Annotated in this window: 16 protein-coding genes and 1 CRISPR repeat array; of the genes, 6 read left to right on the top strand and 10 right to left on the bottom strand. The window is 36.2% G+C overall.

Features of this window, described 5'->3' with window-relative positions; all coding sequences use genetic code 11:
• Both A9G24_RS03695 and guaA read right to left on the bottom strand, forming a co-directional pair.
• Nucleotides 1-1311, bottom strand: a 1311-nt coding sequence (locus A9G24_RS03695; RefSeq protein WP_141673050.1) for a type VI secretion system Vgr family protein, incomplete at its 3' end; no start/stop codon positions are given.
• A 587-nt stretch (nucleotides 1312-1898) separates the two neighbouring features.
• A CRISPR array of direct repeats spans nucleotides 1899-2293; the repeat unit is 29 nt; unit sequence CTGTTCCCTATACACATAGGGATAAACCG.
• Between the two features lie 391 nt (nucleotides 2294-2684).
• Nucleotides 2685-4268: a glutamine-hydrolyzing GMP synthase gene (gene guaA / locus A9G24_RS03700; protein ID WP_065637820.1), complete on the bottom strand. Its 1584-nt coding sequence runs from the start codon at nucleotides 4266-4268 to the stop codon at nucleotides 2685-2687.
• 257 nt (nucleotides 4269-4525) lie between these two features.
• Here guaA and A9G24_RS03705 point away from each other — a divergent pair, with 257 nt between their 5' ends.
• Together A9G24_RS03705 and A9G24_RS03710 are read left to right on the top strand one after the other, a co-directional pair.
• The gene (locus tag A9G24_RS03705; protein WP_065637821.1) at nucleotides 4526-4957 is read left to right on the top strand and encodes a hypothetical protein; all 432 of its coding nucleotides are present in this window, start codon (nucleotides 4526-4528) and stop codon (nucleotides 4955-4957) included.
• Between the two features lie 3 nt (nucleotides 4958-4960).
• Nucleotides 4961-5428 carry a MarR family winged helix-turn-helix transcriptional regulator gene (locus A9G24_RS03710; RefSeq protein WP_065637822.1) on the top strand — a complete coding sequence of 156 codons (468 nt, stop codon included), beginning with the start codon at nucleotides 4961-4963 and terminating at the stop codon, nucleotides 5426-5428.
• 223 nt (nucleotides 5429-5651) lie between these two features.
• On the opposite strand, the gene pta is transcribed toward A9G24_RS03710, so the two are convergent.
• Both pta and A9G24_RS03720 read right to left on the bottom strand, forming a co-directional pair.
• The gene (gene pta / locus A9G24_RS03715; RefSeq protein WP_065637823.1) at nucleotides 5652-7802 is read right to left on the bottom strand and encodes a phosphate acetyltransferase; all 2151 of its coding nucleotides are present in this window, start codon (nucleotides 7800-7802) and stop codon (nucleotides 5652-5654) included.
• A 66-nt stretch (nucleotides 7803-7868) separates the two neighbouring features.
• Nucleotides 7869-9074: an acetate kinase gene (locus A9G24_RS03720; RefSeq protein ID WP_065637824.1), complete on the bottom strand. Its 1206-nt coding sequence runs from the start codon at nucleotides 9072-9074 to the stop codon at nucleotides 7869-7871.
• Nucleotides 9075-9267: 193 nt separating this feature from the next.
• Between A9G24_RS03720 and yfbV the strand changes: the two genes are divergently transcribed.
• Together yfbV and priC are read left to right on the top strand one after the other, a co-directional pair.
• Complete coding sequence (yfbV, locus tag A9G24_RS03725) at nucleotides 9268-9729, top strand: terminus macrodomain insulation protein YfbV (RefSeq protein WP_065637825.1); 462 nt, start codon at nucleotides 9268-9270, stop codon at nucleotides 9727-9729.
• Nucleotides 9730-9734: 5 nt separating this feature from the next.
• Nucleotides 9735-10241, top strand: a complete 507-nt coding sequence (gene priC / locus A9G24_RS03730) for a primosomal replication protein PriC (RefSeq protein ID WP_065637826.1) — start codon at nucleotides 9735-9737, stop codon at nucleotides 10239-10241.
• A 309-nt stretch (nucleotides 10242-10550) separates the two neighbouring features.
• Here priC and A9G24_RS03740 read toward each other — a convergent pair whose 3' ends face one another.
• Nucleotides 10551-10937, bottom strand: a complete 387-nt coding sequence (locus tag A9G24_RS03740) for a hypothetical protein (protein ID WP_065637827.1) — start codon at nucleotides 10935-10937, stop codon at nucleotides 10551-10553.
• 107 nt (nucleotides 10938-11044) lie between these two features.
• Nucleotides 11045-11263 (bottom strand): DUF7710 domain-containing protein, encoded by a 219-nt coding sequence (locus A9G24_RS03745; RefSeq protein WP_065637828.1) that lies wholly within the window; start codon nucleotides 11261-11263, stop codon nucleotides 11045-11047.
• A 595-nt stretch (nucleotides 11264-11858) separates the two neighbouring features.
• Between A9G24_RS03745 and cysK the strand changes: the two genes are divergently transcribed.
• Nucleotides 11859-12824, top strand: coding sequence for a cysteine synthase A (cysK, locus tag A9G24_RS03750; protein WP_065637829.1), 966 nt, complete (start codon nucleotides 11859-11861; stop codon nucleotides 12822-12824).
• 94 nt (nucleotides 12825-12918) lie between these two features.
• Here cysK and ruvB read toward each other — a convergent pair whose 3' ends face one another.
• Complete coding sequence (gene ruvB / locus A9G24_RS03755) at nucleotides 12919-13923, bottom strand: Holliday junction branch migration DNA helicase RuvB (protein WP_065637830.1); 1005 nt, start codon at nucleotides 13921-13923, stop codon at nucleotides 12919-12921.
• A 13-nt stretch (nucleotides 13924-13936) separates the two neighbouring features.
• On the bottom strand, nucleotides 13937-14545 hold the full coding sequence (gene ruvA / locus A9G24_RS03760; protein ID WP_065637831.1) for a Holliday junction branch migration protein RuvA: 609 nt from the start codon (nucleotides 14543-14545) through the stop codon (nucleotides 13937-13939).
• A 270-nt stretch (nucleotides 14546-14815) separates the two neighbouring features.
• On the opposite strand from ruvA, the gene A9G24_RS03765 reads away from it, so the two are divergent.
• Nucleotides 14816-15622: a cold-shock protein gene (locus tag A9G24_RS03765; protein ID WP_065637832.1), complete on the top strand. Its 807-nt coding sequence runs from the start codon at nucleotides 14816-14818 to the stop codon at nucleotides 15620-15622.
• Between the two features lie 65 nt (nucleotides 15623-15687).
• On the opposite strand, the gene A9G24_RS03770 is transcribed toward A9G24_RS03765, so the two are convergent.
• On the bottom strand, nucleotides 15688-16026 hold the full coding sequence (locus A9G24_RS03770; protein ID WP_065637833.1) for a YbaB/EbfC family nucleoid-associated protein: 339 nt from the start codon (nucleotides 16024-16026) through the stop codon (nucleotides 15688-15690).
• 32 nt (nucleotides 16027-16058) lie between these two features.
• Nucleotides 16059-18281 (bottom strand): DNA polymerase III subunit gamma/tau, encoded by a 2223-nt coding sequence (dnaX, locus tag A9G24_RS03775; RefSeq protein ID WP_065637861.1) that lies wholly within the window; start codon nucleotides 18279-18281, stop codon nucleotides 16059-16061.
• Between the last annotated feature and the right edge of the window lie 65 nt (nucleotides 18282-18346).

Raw genomic sequence — 18346 nt, forward strand, 5'->3', positions numbered from 1 at the left:
TGGCCAGCGTATAGGCGCAGGGCGATAGGGTTTTAAGGCTTGATAGGGAATGGCGGTAAAGGTGAGTTCATAAGCATCAGTGCGGTTACCCTGCCCTTGTACACTTAAAATAATCACACCGTCATTGATATCCGCCAGCGGACTGCCGTTGAGGTTAATCCATTGGCCGGGAGCAAGGTTATAGTGATTACTCTTGCCTTTGAGAATAATTTGCTGGCTAATAGCTTGTTCATGGCGAATACGGGCATACCACTGACCGCTTTCAATCTGATTCTCGTCATGCCTGTGATTCTCATTAGGATTATTGCCGTTATCACGATTAACATGGTTATCATCGTTATCGTTATTATCGCCACTATCTTGCGGTTTTTTTTGTCCGTTACTCTCTAAGCCTTTATAGTGCTCAGCATAGCGATAGTCGCTGCCATAGGTGGTAAGGTCTTTAGGTTGGGTGTTAACTTCCCCTTGTAAATGTGCCAAGGCATCACGGTAGTTATCGTCTTGTACCTTGACTGAGGAGACCACCACTTCACTATGCAGGCTGATATCCCACACACTTTCAACGCCACTATCTGCCATGCCACTGGGCGGTTTATAGTCAATATTAGCCACCTGCGCATAGCCTTGTTCATAATCACTTAACACCATCACATCACAGTGGTGCTCGGCGTGGGTTTCAAAGCGAAACCAGATACCCACATCGGCCAATAAGCGTTGAATAAATTCAAGGTCACTTTCTTGCCACTGCGTGATAAACTCCCGCTCAGGGTAGCTATCTTTTAGCTCTAAACGGTAATCAATGCCCGTCAAACCATGACTGCGTAGCACTTCTTCAACTACACTCACCACACTTTGCTGTTGAAATATGGCACTATGTTGCCCCACTGCGAGCCGTGCTAAGCACGAGGATAACACCACCTGATAATGCGCTTCCTCTTTATTGACCGATAACTGACTAAACTCAGTAATCACCCCATGCAAGGTGCGTTTATTCGTCAACGTGGGCAAATCACTTAATGAGCGGATAGCGGAAGTTAATGGTTTATTGATAACTGGATTAAAGGAGAAGGTCGATTTTTGATTAAGAAAGGAATCAGGCGATAAGGTTTTATCAGTACTGGTAAAGGAGATTACATAACGCCAAGGCTGGTTTAATGACTCATTACCCTCAACATGTAAAACCGAAATCGGCGCCCCCAGCCCGTCAACCGTTAAGGTATAGCGATTATGGTTAACGCCCCCTAAGCCCGCCATTAAATCACTAAACCCGTCACCGAGCTGGCTCAGAAGACGATTAAATTCATTTGACATGTTTTCCTCCTCCTTATATCCATTTTATAAAAATTAATCAGTGTTATTTTTAGTTATTTTTTTATTTAACACTGATATTTTCATCATTAAGTTCAAATAACAGACAGCTGAGCTAAAAATTGTACACTGTTTTAGTGTGAAATTTAACCTTTTTTAAAAAAATGTTAAATAACTATTGTTTAATATGAATAATTTCAGTGAGTTAAACCAGTAACTGATAGCGGCTTAATCCCTTTATTAAACAAGCGATTTAAGCAACTCAATGGCTTATCAATGAAATTGATTAAATGATTAAATTTAAAATAATTTCACGCTGAAACGGTATAGAATCCTGAATATTTTTAACAGGAATTGCGTTTTTTTAATAAAAAAACACCTTGCTTTATTGCAAACTATGTTATAACTGTAAGAAATTTAAAGATTAATTGGTAGAATAAAAAAGACGCAATATTCTCTATCTTATTTTTAATATTAATTTAATAAAAACAATATGTTATAAAATAACTTTTATTTTAAGAATAATTAAAAAAGTTGGTAGAAATTTGAACTAAAATATTTTAATTATAAAACAAAATGTTATAATTGGTCTGTTCCCTATACACATAGGGATAAACCGATTACAATGAAAACGATGAAATCAACGCATTGCTGTTCCCTATACACATAGGGATAAACCGCCCTAATTACTCATTATTTTTTAGTCCTCCTGCTGTTCCCTATACACATAGGGATAAACCGATAGTACTGTTTTTCTATATCGTTCACGATTTCTGTTCCCTATACACATAGGGATAAACCGACCGAGGCTCAGGTTAATACATATGACAGAAACTGTTCCCTATACACATAGGGATAAACCGAATTACATGGCAACTGAAACCAAGGTTCTGCACTGTTCCCTATACACATAGGGATAAACCGATTGGGTAATTCATTATTGAATAAATGTTCATCTGTTCCCTATACACATAGGGATAAACCGCCCGATTTTGGATTTTTTTAAAAAACACTCCACTGTCCCCTATAAAAATAGTTTTTTGCTTGTTATTACTGAATATGCACAAAAGAATATATAGGTTGCATGTTTTCTATTAGGTTAAGTATGCAGTCTTTGCTAAAACATGGGTATTTCTTGAAACTTTTGACAAAAATCAGTCACTTTTGTTGATACAATTTGCATACTTTCTGATTTATTTATATTTAAATTCTTTTTATCGTAGCAAATACTCTGTTTTTTTAGCAGCCCTATTGTATAGAAGTTGCTCCAACTAACTAGCTGGTCATTTTTGGTATTTATAAAATAAAAAAACAGCCTGTTTTTAGGCTGTTTAGGCTGTTTTTTAAATTTTTAAACTATTTTTAGGAACGGTTAGCTATTCCCACTCTATAGTGGCTGGCGGTTTTCCGCTTATATCATATACGACACGAGAAATACCATCAACTTCGTTGATGATTCGATTGGATACTCGCCCTAAAAAGTCATAAGGTAAATGAGCCCAGTGTGCTGTCATAAAATCGATGGTTTCAACAGCACGCAGTGAAACGACCCAGTCGTATTTGCGACCGTCACCCATTACGCCAACCGAACGTACTGGTAAAAATACGGTAAAGGCTTGGCTGACTTTGTGGTATAGATCAGCTTTATAAAGTTCTTCAATAAAAATAGCATCAGCTTTGCGTAATAAGTCGCAATACTCTTTTTTTACTTCACCAAGTACTCGCACGCCTAAGCCTGGTCCTGGAAATGGGTGACGATAAAGCATGTCATAAGGTAGCCCAAGTTCTAAACCAACTTTGCGTACTTCATCTTTGAATAATTCGCGTAATGGTTCAACCAAGCCCATTTTCATATCTTCGGGTAAGCCACCAACATTATGGTGTGATTTTATCACATGGGCTTTGCCGGTATCAGCAGCTGCCGATTCAATAACATCAGGATAGATAGTACCTTGAGCCAGCCATTTTACATCTTTTAATTTTGCTGCTTCTTGATCAAATACAGCAACAAATTCACGCCCTATAATTTTGCGTTTCGCTTCGGGATCCGCTTCACCTTTTAGTGCAGCTAAAAAGCGCTCTTCGGCATTTACAGCAATAATATTTAAGCCAAATTTATTACCAAACATCTCCATAACTTGTTGTGCTTCGTTCAAGCGTAATAAGCCATGATCAACAAAGACACAAGTTAACTGATCGCCAATCGCTTGATGCAATAGCAATGCTGTAACTGAAGAATCCACTCCACCCGATAAACCAAGTAAGACTTTGTCATTACCAACCTGTTCTTTAATTCGAGCAATAGCATCAGTAATGATTGAAGATGGCGTCCAAAGTTTTTCGCATTGACAAATATCAATCACAAAACGTTGCAATAACTCGAAACCTTTAACAGTGTGAGTCACTTCTGGATGGAATTGAACACCATAAAATTGTTTTTCATCATTAGCCATAATAGCAAATGGGCAAGTTTCAGTACGACCAATCAGATTAAAACAGTCAGGCAAGGCTGTTACTTTGTCACCGTGACTCATCCAAACATCAAGTTGATGAATACTTTGTTGGCTTGTGTTATCCAATATGCCATCAGTTAATTTTGACGATCCCACAAGATCCACTTTAGCATAACCAAATTCACGTTGGTTAGAGCCAGTCACTTGACCACCCTTACCAACTTGAATCGCCATAGTTTGCATGCCATAACAGATCCCAAGCACGGGTACGCCAGCATTAAAAACATATTCTGGAGCTCGTGGGCTATTAGCTTCTGTGGTACTTTCTGGACCACCTGATAAAATAATACCTTTAGGGTTAAATTGTTTAATTTTTTCTTCTGATACATCCCACGGCCAAAGTTCACAGTACACACCAATTTCACGAATTCTGCGAGCAATTAATTGGGTAACTTGCGAACCAAAATCAAGAATTAAAATACGCTGCTGGTGGATGTCTTTTTTCATCAATTTTATTCCTAAACTATGACTAATACAAAATTAGGCTGATATTGTACCATTTACCAATTAAATTGAGAGCATTAATTAAAAACAATTATAAATATTTTATGTTATTAATAATTTTGAAATCATCTTATTACAGAATTCAATATCATGGTCGTCAAATTAACCTCGTAATAGGTCAACAAATCAAAAAAATTGAATTCTCTTTACTTAATTAATAAGTAAACTTATAATAAGTCAACTTATCAAAAGGAGACACTATGAATACCATTTCAATTTCTTTCATATTACCAACCAAAGCTAAACCAACTCAAATTTGGCAATACTATACTGATCTTAATTTAAGAAAATTATGGGAAACTGATCTTGAAGACTTTCGTATATTTGGTGACTTAAAAACAGGGTCTAAAGGTATTTTCAAATTACAAAATATACCGGAAATGGAAGTGACTTTATCAAAGATTATTGATGAGCAAGAATTTACAGAACAATTTGATATGCCTGAAATAGGTTTACTGTTTTTCTCACATCAAATTATTGAAATATCGCATAATCAATATGCATTAAAATCAGAAATTTCTCTAAAACCGGAACCAAAAATGGATACTAAAGCATCCTATGATTTTATAAAACAGATTTCAGATGATATTATTGATAAAACTTACAAATTAAATGGCTTAGTTGAAGGTTAAATTATGACAAAGGACAATAAGTTTTTGACTCAATTCAAAAATGACTCTGAATCTATTGGTTTTGTTTTTATGAAAACTTATTCGTCCTGGCATACGAATATCAAAAATTGCTTGAAAAAACAGTCTATCACTCACCCTCAATTTATAGTGCTTGCAACGCTTGCTTATCTATCACAACGACCAGACGAAATAACACAAGTTATTTTATCAAATAAAACAAATATCGATGTGATGACAATTTCCCAAATATTAGAGAATTTAGAAAAAAAGGATTATATAAAACGCTCTTGCTCAATTAAAGACAGTCGAGCAAAATCCATTCAATTAACACAAAAAGGATTGAATAAAGCAAATGAAACTGTACCTTTGGTTGAACAAATAGATAAAGATTTTTTTTCGACATTACAAGGTGATAAAGAACAATTTATGAAAATGTTATTAATACTATTAAAAACTAACATAGAGGGATAAAATCATTTATAAATTTTTATTATTTATTGTTTTTATCAACTTTGAATGCTTGGACTTGACTTAAAATAAGTTTTTGAAGATCTTGTCTCGAATTTCTAGAACAAAATACTTTAAAACTAAATCGTTATAACTCAAGCTGTTAAAGCTCATTACTTGACTAAATTTAATTAAAAAAGGTGATATTACATCACCTTTTATCTATAGTTAGAACGTTTTGCTAAACTTATTTTGCAGCGTTTTGTTCTTGTGCTGATTGAATTGCGGTTAATGCAATAGTGTAGACAATATCGTCAACTAATGCACCACGAGACAAATCATTCACAGGTTTACGCATACCTTGTAGCATTGGACCAATCGAAACAAGATCGGCTGAACGTTGTACTGCTTTATAAGTAGTATTACCCGTATTAAGATCAGGGAAGATAAATACTGTTGCTTTACCTGCAACTTGTGAATTTGGTGCTTTCGATTTTGCTACATCTGGCATTACCGCAGCATCATATTGCAATGGACCATCGATCATAAGATCTGGACGTTTTTCTTGAGCAATTCGGGTTGCTTCTTTCACTTTTTCAACATCAGCACCTTGTCCTGAACTACCTGTTGAATAAGAGATCATCGCAACGCGTGGTTCAATACCAAAGGCGATTGCTGTATCAGCTGATTGAATCGCAATTTCGGCTAACTCTTGTGCATTTGGATCTGGATTAATTGCGCAGTCGCCATAAATATACACTTGATCAGGCATTAACATAAAGAATACTGATGAAACAAGTGAACTACCTGGGGCAGTTTTAATTAATTGTAATGGTGGACGGATAGTATTAGCAGTTGTATGCACAGCACCTGACACTAAACCATCAACCTCATTTGCTTCAAGCATCATTGTACCAAGTACTACATTATCAGCTAATTGCTCACGAGCAATTACTTCTGTCATACCTTTATTTTTACGTAATTCAACTAAACGAGGTACATATTTTTCACGAATTAATTCAGGATCAACAATTTCAACACCTTGACCTAAAGTCACACCTTGAGAAGCGGCAACTTTACGCACTTCGTCCGGATTACCAATTAATACGCATTTAGCGATATTTCGCTCAGCACAAATTGCGGCTGCTTTAACTGTTCTTGGTTCATCACCTTCTGGTAATACCACTACTTTTTTCGCATTGCGCGCAAGTTCAGTTAATTGGTAACGGAATGCAGGAGGAGACAGACGACGTGCAGAATTTACCACCTCATTTAATGATTTAACCCATTTAGCATCGATATGGTCAGCCACATAATTTTGGGTGTTTTCCATACGTTCTTTATCATCAACAGGGATTTCTAAATTGAATTGTTGTAAATTAATCGACGTTTGGAAAGTATTAGTTTTAACTGTAAATACAGGTAACCCCGTATCAAAAGCAGGTTGGCATAATTTTGCGATTTTTTCGTCGATTTCGTAACCACCCGTTAAAAGCACACCACCAATAGCCACACCATTCATAGCAGCTAAACTAATCGTCACTAATACATCAGCCCGATCAGCAGAAGTCACTAACAGTGCATTTGGTTGTAGATGACTGATAATGTTAGGCACACTACGTGAGCAAAAAGATATATGTTTAATGCGGCGATTTTTGATATCACCTTCATTAATAATTTTAGCGTCAAAATGTTTAGCAATATCAATAGAACGACAAGCACTTAAATCCATATTCCAAGGAATACACCCAAGTATTGGCAATGGACTATGTGCATTTAAATCATCGATAGTGATTTTTTTATCATCAAATTTAGGTGTGTGATAAATTTCAGCGACATCAGGACGAGCAAGACTTTGTTCTTCAACTGGCGCATTGACTTTATTAACAATCACACCAACGATTTTTTCGTTTTTAATGCCACCAAAGTTAGATCGAGCAATTTCAATGCGATCTCTAAGTTGCTCTGGCGTATCTTTGCCCATATTGACCACAAAAATAATTTCGGCACCAAGTGTTTTAGCAATATTATTATTGAGTTCATTAGCAAAAGGATAATCAGACGTAGGTACAATCCCTTCAACCAAAACAACATCAGCACCTTTCGTGTTTTCAGCATAAAGGGCTACGATTTCTTCCATTAACACATCTTGTTGATTTAAACCTAATAGGTTTTCAACATGGCTCATTTTAAGCGGTTTTAGTGTTGGGATTGAAGTGTTATGACTAACTAAAGTTGTCGTATTGTCTGGCGCATCGCCACCCGATCTAGGTTGTGCTACTGGTTTGAACACGTTTAAGTTAATACCTTGACGCTCCATAGCTCGAATAACACCAAGACTCACCCCCGTTAAACCAACGTTGGTACCGGTAGGAATGAGCATAATAGTACGAGACATAATTGTTACCTCTTAATTCTTTTTATATAAAAAACAAACCGCCATTTAGGCGGTTTTAAATATTTATTACGCAGTTAGGCGCGCAGCATCTTGAGCAATGACAAGCTCTTCATTAGTTGGAATTACCATCGCAATAGCTGAACCCTCTTTAGTGATTGTGCCACCTTTACCAAAACGCGCAGCTAAGTTACGCTCTTGATCAAGTTCAAAACCAAGAATAGTTAATTTTTGTAATGCCATACGACGTACTTCTTCAGCGTTTTCACCGATACCACCAGTAAATATGATAGCATCTAAACGACCGTCTAAAAGCATTGCATAACCACCAATATATTTGACTAAACGATGAACAAACACATCTAAAGCGTTTTTAGCGTTTTCATCTGTTTCGTAATTATCGGTAACATAACGACAGTCGCTACTTACACCTGTCAAACCTAATAAACCTGATTTTTTGTTTAAAAGATTATTAATATCAGCAACCGACATTTTTAAATTGTCGTGTAAGAAGAACATAATCGCTGGGTCGATATCACCACTTCGTGTACCCATGACTAAACCTTCAAGTGGAGTTAAGCCCATTGAAGTTTCAACACATTTACCATTTTTAACGGCAGTGATTGATGCACCATTACCTAAGTGACAAGTGATCACATTAGTTTCTTCAACTGGTTTATTTAATAATCTTGCCGCTTCGCGACTAACATAATAATGACTAGTACCATGGGCACCATAACGACGGATACCGTGTTCTGTGTATAATTCATTCGGAATCGCGTATAAATAAGCTTCTTTTGGCATTGTAGTATGGAAAGCTGTATCAAATACCGCCACATTTTTATTTTTTAAATGTGGAAACGCAGCAAAGGCTTCTCGAATACCGATTAGATGCGCAGGGTTATGTAATGGTGCAAATGCAGCGGCATCTTCGATTCCTTTTAATACTGAATCATCAATAACCACTGATTGTGTATATTTTTCGCCACCATGAACAATACGGTGACCAATCGATTTTATACTATCTAATAATTCTGGTTTTTGTGGGAAGATGCTATTAACAATAAAACGAATTGCTTCGCTGTGTGCTGCGCCAGCACCTAAAGAAGCTTCGTTCTTAACACCATCAAGTTTCCACTTAATACGTGCATCAGGAAGATGAAAACATTCAGCTAATCCAGATAAAAACTCATCACCATTTTCAGGGTTGATAATGGCAAATTTTAATGATGAACTTCCGCAATTAAGAACAAGAGCGTTATTACTTGATGACATAGTAATTCCTATAAATTGAATAAAAAGATATATACCAATCAAAATTGGTAACTTAACACATGATTAAAATCAATGTGACTACGTTAAGGTGACTTCTGATATCTTGTTTTTTGAGATAGAATAAAGAGAGTCCCCAATTTGAATGGTACTATTTTAAGATAATAAGAAGTGAATGTCGAGGAGTCACAAAAATATGAATCTAATAAATACATTTAAAGCTGGGCAAAGGTATATGAAGCTTTGCCCAACTGACAAACAACTAGCGCATTCATTTCCTGAATTAAAAATCATTAACCACATAAAAACCGCAACTCAATACGTACCCCCTATCGTTATTGGTTTATTGGTTTGGCAATATTACATGCCAGCACAAATTGCGGTCACGGCAATAACAATACTATTTACCTTAAGCCTGCCACTACAGGGGATTTTTTGGTTAGGAAAACGTGCGTTATCGCCCCTACCCCTTAACTTAATTGACTGTTATAACCAGTTAAAAACAAAATTAATAGCTAAAAAAATCATCACTGAAAATAGTATACAAGATAACAAATTGACATTTGAAGCATTTATGAAACTTATCAATCTAGCCAAATTGCACTTAGGCGATTATTTTGGTCAAGATGATGATACTCCACCTTATAACGAAGACTAACTGCAATGGCAAATTTACTCACTACACTACAAAAACAAATTGATCAATTAGAACAACAAGTTCATTTGGCTAACGTACAGAAATTTAAAGAGCCTTATTTTGACGAACAACTTTTTCATACCAATAAAATTGTCACAGATAAAACGTTTTACCTTGAAAAAATCAAACAAACGTATCAAGCATTAGTCGCAAATATCGAATCAGAAAAAATCGAACAAATGACTTTTTTATCAGAGACATTAGTCAACCAAATGGCTGCCCTAACGCGCGAACTTGCCACCCATAACTTGCGCAAAAAAGAACCCAAAGCCATTATTGAAGAAACCCTAGCCCAAAAACACATGCGCCATTTAGATTATTTGCGCCGATTACAAGAAATGAAATACGAGCTAGAACTATCGCAAGACGTCATCAACCAAAGCAAAATAGCCGCACTTGATAACCGAATTTACCGTTGTGAACAAGCGATTAAGAAGATTGAATTAGAAATTGAAAATGATATTGATGGATAAATTTAAGATAAATTTATATTAAACTCGATGATAAAATACAGCTAAGCACCACCTATAAGCGTATATTAGTATATAGCCAAATCAGATCGACAAAAACCTGTTACAAAATCCATTAACTCTAAAATCACCTCTTTATTATTCGTATATCTTAATTTTTGCAAACATGCATACATGCAATCTTTTGATATACCTTTATTTTTGAAATAGACCAGTGTTTTTCTAATGTCTAATAGGTTGTGATTTTCAGATATTTGTTGTGCGATACAATCCATAAATGTTTGTTGATAAAGCATGTTATCATTCAGGTTTTTATCCACTAATGATTACCTTTACCGAACTGTTTAAAAAAATGTTGTTAATATATGTTATTAACAACGTTTTATCAATTTCACTAAATTCAATAATCATTTTTTTAGCCCGTACTTGTTCGGTGTTATGCTTATTTATCTCTATGGTAAGTATGTTTGCTTTCAAAACAATACGTTTAATTGCTTTAGCCACTTCCATCCCAGTTAGATGCGTTTGAATACCGATTGATTCATCTACATCATCCTCATCATATCGAGATAAGATTAAGTAATGGTTGGGGGATATTGGATCGTCACTGATGCCAATAATAAACACCTCATTTTCGGTATAACAGTTAATAGTATTTGCTAAAAATTTTATTTCACTATTCGTTATATTTTCTTTCATGTCGTGTTTCTTGATAACATTTACATTAGTGCTTGTAATTATATGCTCTTAACATTATCCAAAATAAAATGATTTAAACAACCTTAACCTAGCTATTTACTATAATTTTATCTAATACCTTTTTGGTAATGATAGTGTTCAAGCATTTGCTCATTATTTTGTATACACCAATCATAACCACCAATATCTATTGGCATTTTAGTTAAAACACCAGTTAATTTATTAAGCTTTACCCAGTTATCCGCATTTTCAAGAGACGAAAATACCGCAGACACCATTGAAACGTCATCTCGCTTAAAAACCCACACCCAACGATATTCTTTCATACTATTTCACCTAATAACTTATCTATTCATTTTCCAACTTAGTAAAGATAACCTTCCAAATAATCACGCATAAGTTTATACACAAATTTGTCTTTATGCTAATAAACCGTCTTGGGTTGAATCTTTTTCAATAATCTACTTATATACTCTTTTATTTAAAAGCATCTTAATTGATGCTCCTCATAAAGAAAATTTTTAATAAAATCGCTGCTAGTTTTCATTCACTGTAAATATTCGAACTAAATACCGTCTTATTCCTAATGCAACCTCGTAATAAATGGATTGCATTGCTTTATTCTACAACATATAAACGATATGCTTTTTATATTCAAAGCAAAAATTGATTTTATTTAAAAGCAAGTCAATTGTCTAAGCTAAAAACGATCATTTTCACTCATCACTTCTACTTATATTATAAGCAATAGTAACTTTACTTAACTATTGATATTCAAAAATAGACATTATTCTTATACCCAAAATGAATATTGTTATAATGATTAATTAGTACCATCTTTTTTCGTTCTATTTATAATAAGTGTTATTAGCAAAACAACGCCATGCTATTTCCTTTATAGCAATTAACAAGGATTCTAATATGAGTAAAATATTTGATGATAATTCACAAACCATTGGTCATACTCCACTGGTTCGTTTAAAACATTTTGGTCATGGTAACATATTAGCTAAAGTCGAATCGCGCAATCCCAGTTTTAGTGTTAAATGTCGTATTGCTTCAAACATGATTTGGGATGCCGAAAAACGTGGTTTATTAACCTCTGATGTTGAATTAATCGAACCCACAAGCGGTAACACAGGTATTGCGCTAGCGGCTGTTGCTGCTGCTCGTGGCTATAAATTAACTTTAACCATGCCTGAAAGCATGAGCATTGAACGTCGAAAACTGCTAAAAGCCTTAGGTGCAAATTTAATTTTAACCGAAGCAGCCAAAGGGATGAAAGGCGCAATCGAAAAAGCCGAAGAAATTGTGGCAAGTGATCCTAAAAAGAACCTCATGCTACAGCAATTTAGTAATCCTGCTAACCCAGAAATCCACGAAAAAACAACGGGACCAGAAATATGGCAAGATACCAATGGTCAAATCGATATTTTTATTGCTGGTGTCGGAACGGGTGGTACATTCACTGGCGTAACGCGTTACATCAAAAAAAACCAAGGCAAAAATATTACTGCGGTTGCCGTTGAACCCACCAATTCACCCGTCATTAGCCAAGCACTAGCAGGCGAAACTATTAAGCCAGGACCGCATAAAATTCAGGGCATTGGAGCTGGTTTTATTCCTGCAAATCTTGATTTAAGTTTAATTGATATAGTCGAAAAAGTATCAAACGAAGACGCTATCGAAACAGCTCGCGAATTGATGGAAAAAGAAGGTATATTAGCTGGAATATCATCGGGTGCTGCCGTTTTTGCTGCGGATCGCTTAGCAAAATTACCTGAATATGCCAGCAAAACCATTGTGGTGATTTTGCCATCTTCTGGCGAACGTTATTTAAGTACCGATTTATTTAGTGGTATTTTTACTGAAAAAGAACTTGGTTAAGTCAAAATTAGTAATATAAAATTAGTAATAAAAAAAACGTGATTCATCCAATAATCACGTTTTTTATTCATATTAAATCGCTCTCAACCTTAACCTAATTATCCTGAATAATGCCAAAATGGCGATACGCATGTGGTGTTGCGATTCTGCCACGAGGTGTTCGTTGAATATAACCTTGTTGAATTAAAAACGGTTCGAGAACATCTTCTATCGTTTCGCGCTCTTCACCAATTGCAGCAGCAATATTATCTAATCCGACTGGACCGCCCATGAATTTTTCGATAATAGCCAGCAACAATTTGCGATCCATATAATCAAAACCCTCATTATCAACATCGAGCATATCCAGCGCTTGAGTTGCGATTCTTTTGTCGATAATCCCTTTTGATTTTACATCGGCATAATCGCGTACACGGCGCAAAAGACGATTTGCAATTCGCGGTGTACCACGAGAACGTTTAGCAATTAAATGTGCGCCTTCATCTGACAAATCCATACCTAAAAATTTAGCGCTGCGGCTAACAATATACTCCAAATCTTCAACTCGATAAAACTCAAGGCGCTGCACAATACCAAACCGATCCCGCAGCGGTGAAGTTAACGATCCAGCACGGGTTGTTGCACCAATTAATGTAAAAGGAGGAAGATCGATTTTAATTGAACGCGCAGCTGGTCCTTCGCCAATCATAATATCTAATTGGTAGTCTTCCATCGCAGGGTATAGGATTTCTTCAACTACTGGGGACAGTCGGTGGATTTCGTCAATAAACAGTACATCGTTAGGTTCTAAATTGGTCAGCATGGCGGCTAAATCGCCAGCTTTTTCCAACACAGGGCCTGATGTAGTGCGTAAATTAACATTCATTTCGTTCGCCACAATATTGGCTAACGTTGTTTTTCCAAGACCTGGAGGACCAAATATAAGCACATGGTCGAGCGCATCATGACGCTGTTTAGCGGCTTGAATAAAGATTTTCATCTGTTCGCGAACTTGCGGTTGACCTATGTATTCGTCCAAATATTTAGGACGAATTGCACGATCTAATGATTCTTCTTCTTTTTGCACTTGTGGGGCAATTAAACGATCCGCTTCAATCATAATCAATCCCTATTTATAATGCTGATTTTAAGGCTTCACGAATCAGCGTTTCGCAATCCATGTCAGGAATAATCACTTTATTAATAATACGACTAGCTTCTTGTGGTTTGTAACCTAATGCAATTAAAGCCGAAACCGCCTCACTTTCAATTTGATTAGCCGTTTTTTGAATGCTACCTGTTTCAACAATCGAACTAGAACTTGACGATTGTTCACCAAAACGTTTAATGCGATCTTTCATTTCAACAATTAACCGCTGTGCAGTTTTATTGCCCACGCCTGGCAGTTTAACTAAGGTTTTAATTTCACCTTGTTCAACAGCACTAATAAATTGCGACGCTGACATGCCTGATAAAATGGCTAATGCCAATTTAGGCCCCACGCCATTAACTTTAATGAGTTCACGAAACAATTCACGCTCTTGTTCTTGATTAAAACCATACAATACTTGCGCATCTTCACGCACAGCAAAATGGGTTAATACAATGACTTCTTGCCCGTTTTCGGGCAATTCATAAAAACAGGTCATCGGCATAAACACGTCATAACCAACGCCAGCGACTTCAATCAGCACTTTAGGGGGTTGCTTTTCAATAATGGTGCCACGTAAACGACCAATCACAATATATCCTTAATAATAAAGCGTAACAAATAAGCAAATAATAAGGTGTAGTTTACCTGATAGCAAAAAAATAATAAAGAAAAACTGTATAAATAGACAGTTAAATAAAATGTTAATTATAGCAAATATCATTTTTACTAAATGATATTTGGAGTGAATTTATATATAATACCGGTAAAAAAGGTCGATTTGTTTATAGACGTTGTAATTATTCAATAATCAAAAATGATGTTTTGAAGACATAATTTATTCCATTAAGGAGCGTTATATATGATTAGTCAAATAAAAAAACTTTGTAAAGATAAAAATAATGAAGATGCCTATTATGGATTTATAAGAGCTTTGGATGAAGGAAAAGATTATTATTTTGCTAAAAAGGATTTTGATAATTTACCTATAGATGAAATAGAAATAGGCCTACGAGTGGCATTTACTGCTAATGAAAAAGATTCAGGTCAACGATTTGCAACAAATATCAAAATTATCAAAGCTCAAACAGCAGAAAACAATGAACAGAGTTTGTCTGATAATAAATCTTTGGCAAATAAAATTGATGCCAAAGGCTATCAAACACTCTTAATAAATTCAGTCCAACAGATCAAATACATTGATGATCCACTAGCGTTTGAAGATTCAGTCTTCAATTTATTAAAAGTGATTGGTTTAAACAAAATATTTCAATTTGATCGTGATAATCAAGCGGTTAAGGCCGATGGTTTTTTTATTATCGAAAATTTAGCCGTAATGTATGACTGTACGCTACAAAAAAACTTTGAATCGTTTAAAGAAGAACAAATAGAAAACTACATCAATAAACTGAACCAAAAAGCACAATTAACCTTCAACATTAAAAAAAATGACGGCGGAATCACCCCTAAAACGATTCCATTAACGGGCAAAAATAAACAAGTTTGGATCATTACCAAAGGGGAAAGCAAGGAGATAAGCGATTTTGATAATGTAAAAGTCAAAGAAATTTCGATATATGATTTGTGTGAAATTTACAAAAAGCGATTAAGCGATATTACTTATGATAATGAAAAATTAGTAAACGATTTTATTTTTATTGGAAAATAATTTTAGCGAAAAAAGCGGAAAGGAAATATGATTGCCTTTCCGCCTACTATCAAAATAATCTACGTTTAAAACGGCATTTTAAAACCTGGCGGTAATTGTATGCCGCCAGTAACTTGTGCCATTCTTTCTTTTTGTGCATCATCTAAACGACGAGCTGCATCGTTATAAGCCGCAGCAATAAGATCTTCTAACATCTCTTTATCATCTTCAGTCATAAGTGACGGATCGATTTCAACACGTTTGCAATTATGTGTACCATTAACAGTTACCTTAACTAAACCTGCACCCGACTCGCCTGTCACTTCTAATTTAGCGATCTCTTCTTGGGCTTGTTGCATTTTTGCTTGCATTTGTTGGGCTTGTTTCATTAAATTACCCAAACCACCTTTTCCACCTGAAAACATAATAATTCCTCGTTAAAAAAATATCGCCATGATTATACAGGACGAACACTTGATTCATCAATCTTGGCATCAAAATATCGACAAATTGTTGCCACTTTTGGATCTTCGGCAATAGTTATCTTTGCTTGCGCTAGTTTTTGTTGATATAACTCTTCACGCATTTCAATGGGCGTTTTATAGTCTTGATTATCATCAACAATAATCTTTACATCAAGCTCTTGCTTGCGATGTTTACAAAGTGCTTTTTGCACTTTAGCCACATTATTGGCCGAATTAATCAAATGTTTAACAGCTGAACGCAGATGTAGCACAATAGTGTTATTGTCGATCTGTTCAAACCCAGAGTTGACCGCAATTTGCTTAATCAAAGGTGACAAATCTAATTGCTCAATTTCGGCACACCACGCATCTTTTTGTGCCATTTCGGTAATCAATTTTTTTGCCATTTCGGGGGTTTTATCACCGTTAAGTGATTCACGAAAAGCTTTGGTATTCACCACTAGCTCTTCTTTCATGGCAATCAAACCACTGGCTTGCCATTGATAGTTTTCGGCGGTGATTTCTTCTTTGTCATCATCGCAACCACTATCGTGACTATCAGCATTGGCATCACCTACGATCGCGACGTTCTGTTTAATTCTTGTCAGTGATTCACGCATGACTGAACTTTTTGGTTGAATCTTATCAACCGATTCAGACTTTTTTGGATTTTGTTCCCCTTTCATCAACTGCATACGCATTTCTAAAACACTTTTAGTTATCGATGAAACTTCATCAGGAATCGCTAGATCATCCGTTGCAGTTTTGCCATCAGCTATTTGTTCCATTTTTGATGGCGCAACGGGTGCCAAATTATTTGTGTCTTGGGGCTGGCTTTTCACCTTGGATGTTAACGGTGAACTAGCCACAACTTTTTGTGATATAGCTGATTTATGGGTCTTAACCGGCTGGTTCACAGTTGAACTTGTAGCGCGAATGGGCTGAGATTGTTGAATATGAGGTTGATTTTCAACCTGATGATTAATTTCTGCTTGCTTTGGAAAATTTGTATGCTCAGAGGCTTGAACTTGCGATTGCCGTTCGGGCTGTGCTTTGGTTTGGGGTTGCACCTGTTGCGGCCTATTGCCTTGGACAGACACCGAACTAACCACAGCCGGCACCGCATCAACTACCTTTGGCATAAAAGCCAAAGCGCGTAAAAAGCTCATTTCGACGCCAATTTTTTTATCGGGCGAAAAAGCAAGTTCTTTACGCCCCATTAACAAAATTTGATAAAACAACTGCACATCGTTAGGTGCCATATATTGTGCCAAAAAACGAATTCGCTCTTCGTTATCGGTATAATCCCCTAATGCGGTTGGCACCACTTGCAATAACGCAATTTGATGCAATAAAGTAATGGTTTCGGCTAACAAATTATCCCAATCAACACCTTGCACAGCGGCGGCTTCAATTTGTTGCATTAGGGCATTACCCTCACCATTATGCAATGCTTCAACAATAGCAAACGGAATCGACTTATCAAGCGTGCCAAGCATAACCGCCACCGATTCGGCATCGACCTTACCATTACCAAGGGCAATGGCTTGATCGGTCAAACTTAGCGCATCGCGCATACTGCCATTAGCAGCTTTAGCTAATAACGCAATGGCTTTAGCATCGCTGTTGATTTGTTCTAATTGCAAAATATGCTCAAGTTGCTGTCCAATTAATGCGGTATCAAGCACATTTAAATGCAAATGCAAACAGCGTGACAATATTGTTATAGGTAATTTTTGCGGATCAGTAGTCGCCAATAAAAACTTAACATGCTCAGGGGGCTCTTCTAGGGTTTTTAGGAGTGCATTAAAGCTACTGCGCGATAGCATATGTACTTCGTCAATCAAATAAACCTTAAAGCGCCCCTTGCTTGGTAAATATTGAATGTTATCAAGGATTTCACGCGTATCTTCAACCTTGGTGCGCGAGGCCGCATCAATTTCGAGCAGATCAACAAATCGTCCTTGCTCAATATCGCGACAATTATCACAAACTCCACACGGCGTTGCGGTAATGCCCGTTTCGCAATTTAACCCTTTTGCTAACAAACGGGCAATCGAGGTTTTACCCACACCTCGCGTGCCCGAAAACAGATAAGCATGATGAACCCGCCCAAGCGAAAGCGCATTGGACAGAATTTTTAGGACGTGCTGCTGCCCTACAACTTCAGAAAATGATTTTGGTCGCCATTTGCGTGCTAGAACTTGATAACTCATCATCACCATAAATTATTGCCATTGAATTTGGCACTAATCATACCATAAACAGGCAAAATAGTCTT

Origin of the sequence: Gilliamella sp. App6-5, assembly GCF_001690525.1 — a bacterium.
Taxonomy (GTDB): Bacteria; Pseudomonadota; Gammaproteobacteria; order Enterobacterales; family Orbaceae; genus Gilliamella; species Gilliamella apicola_H.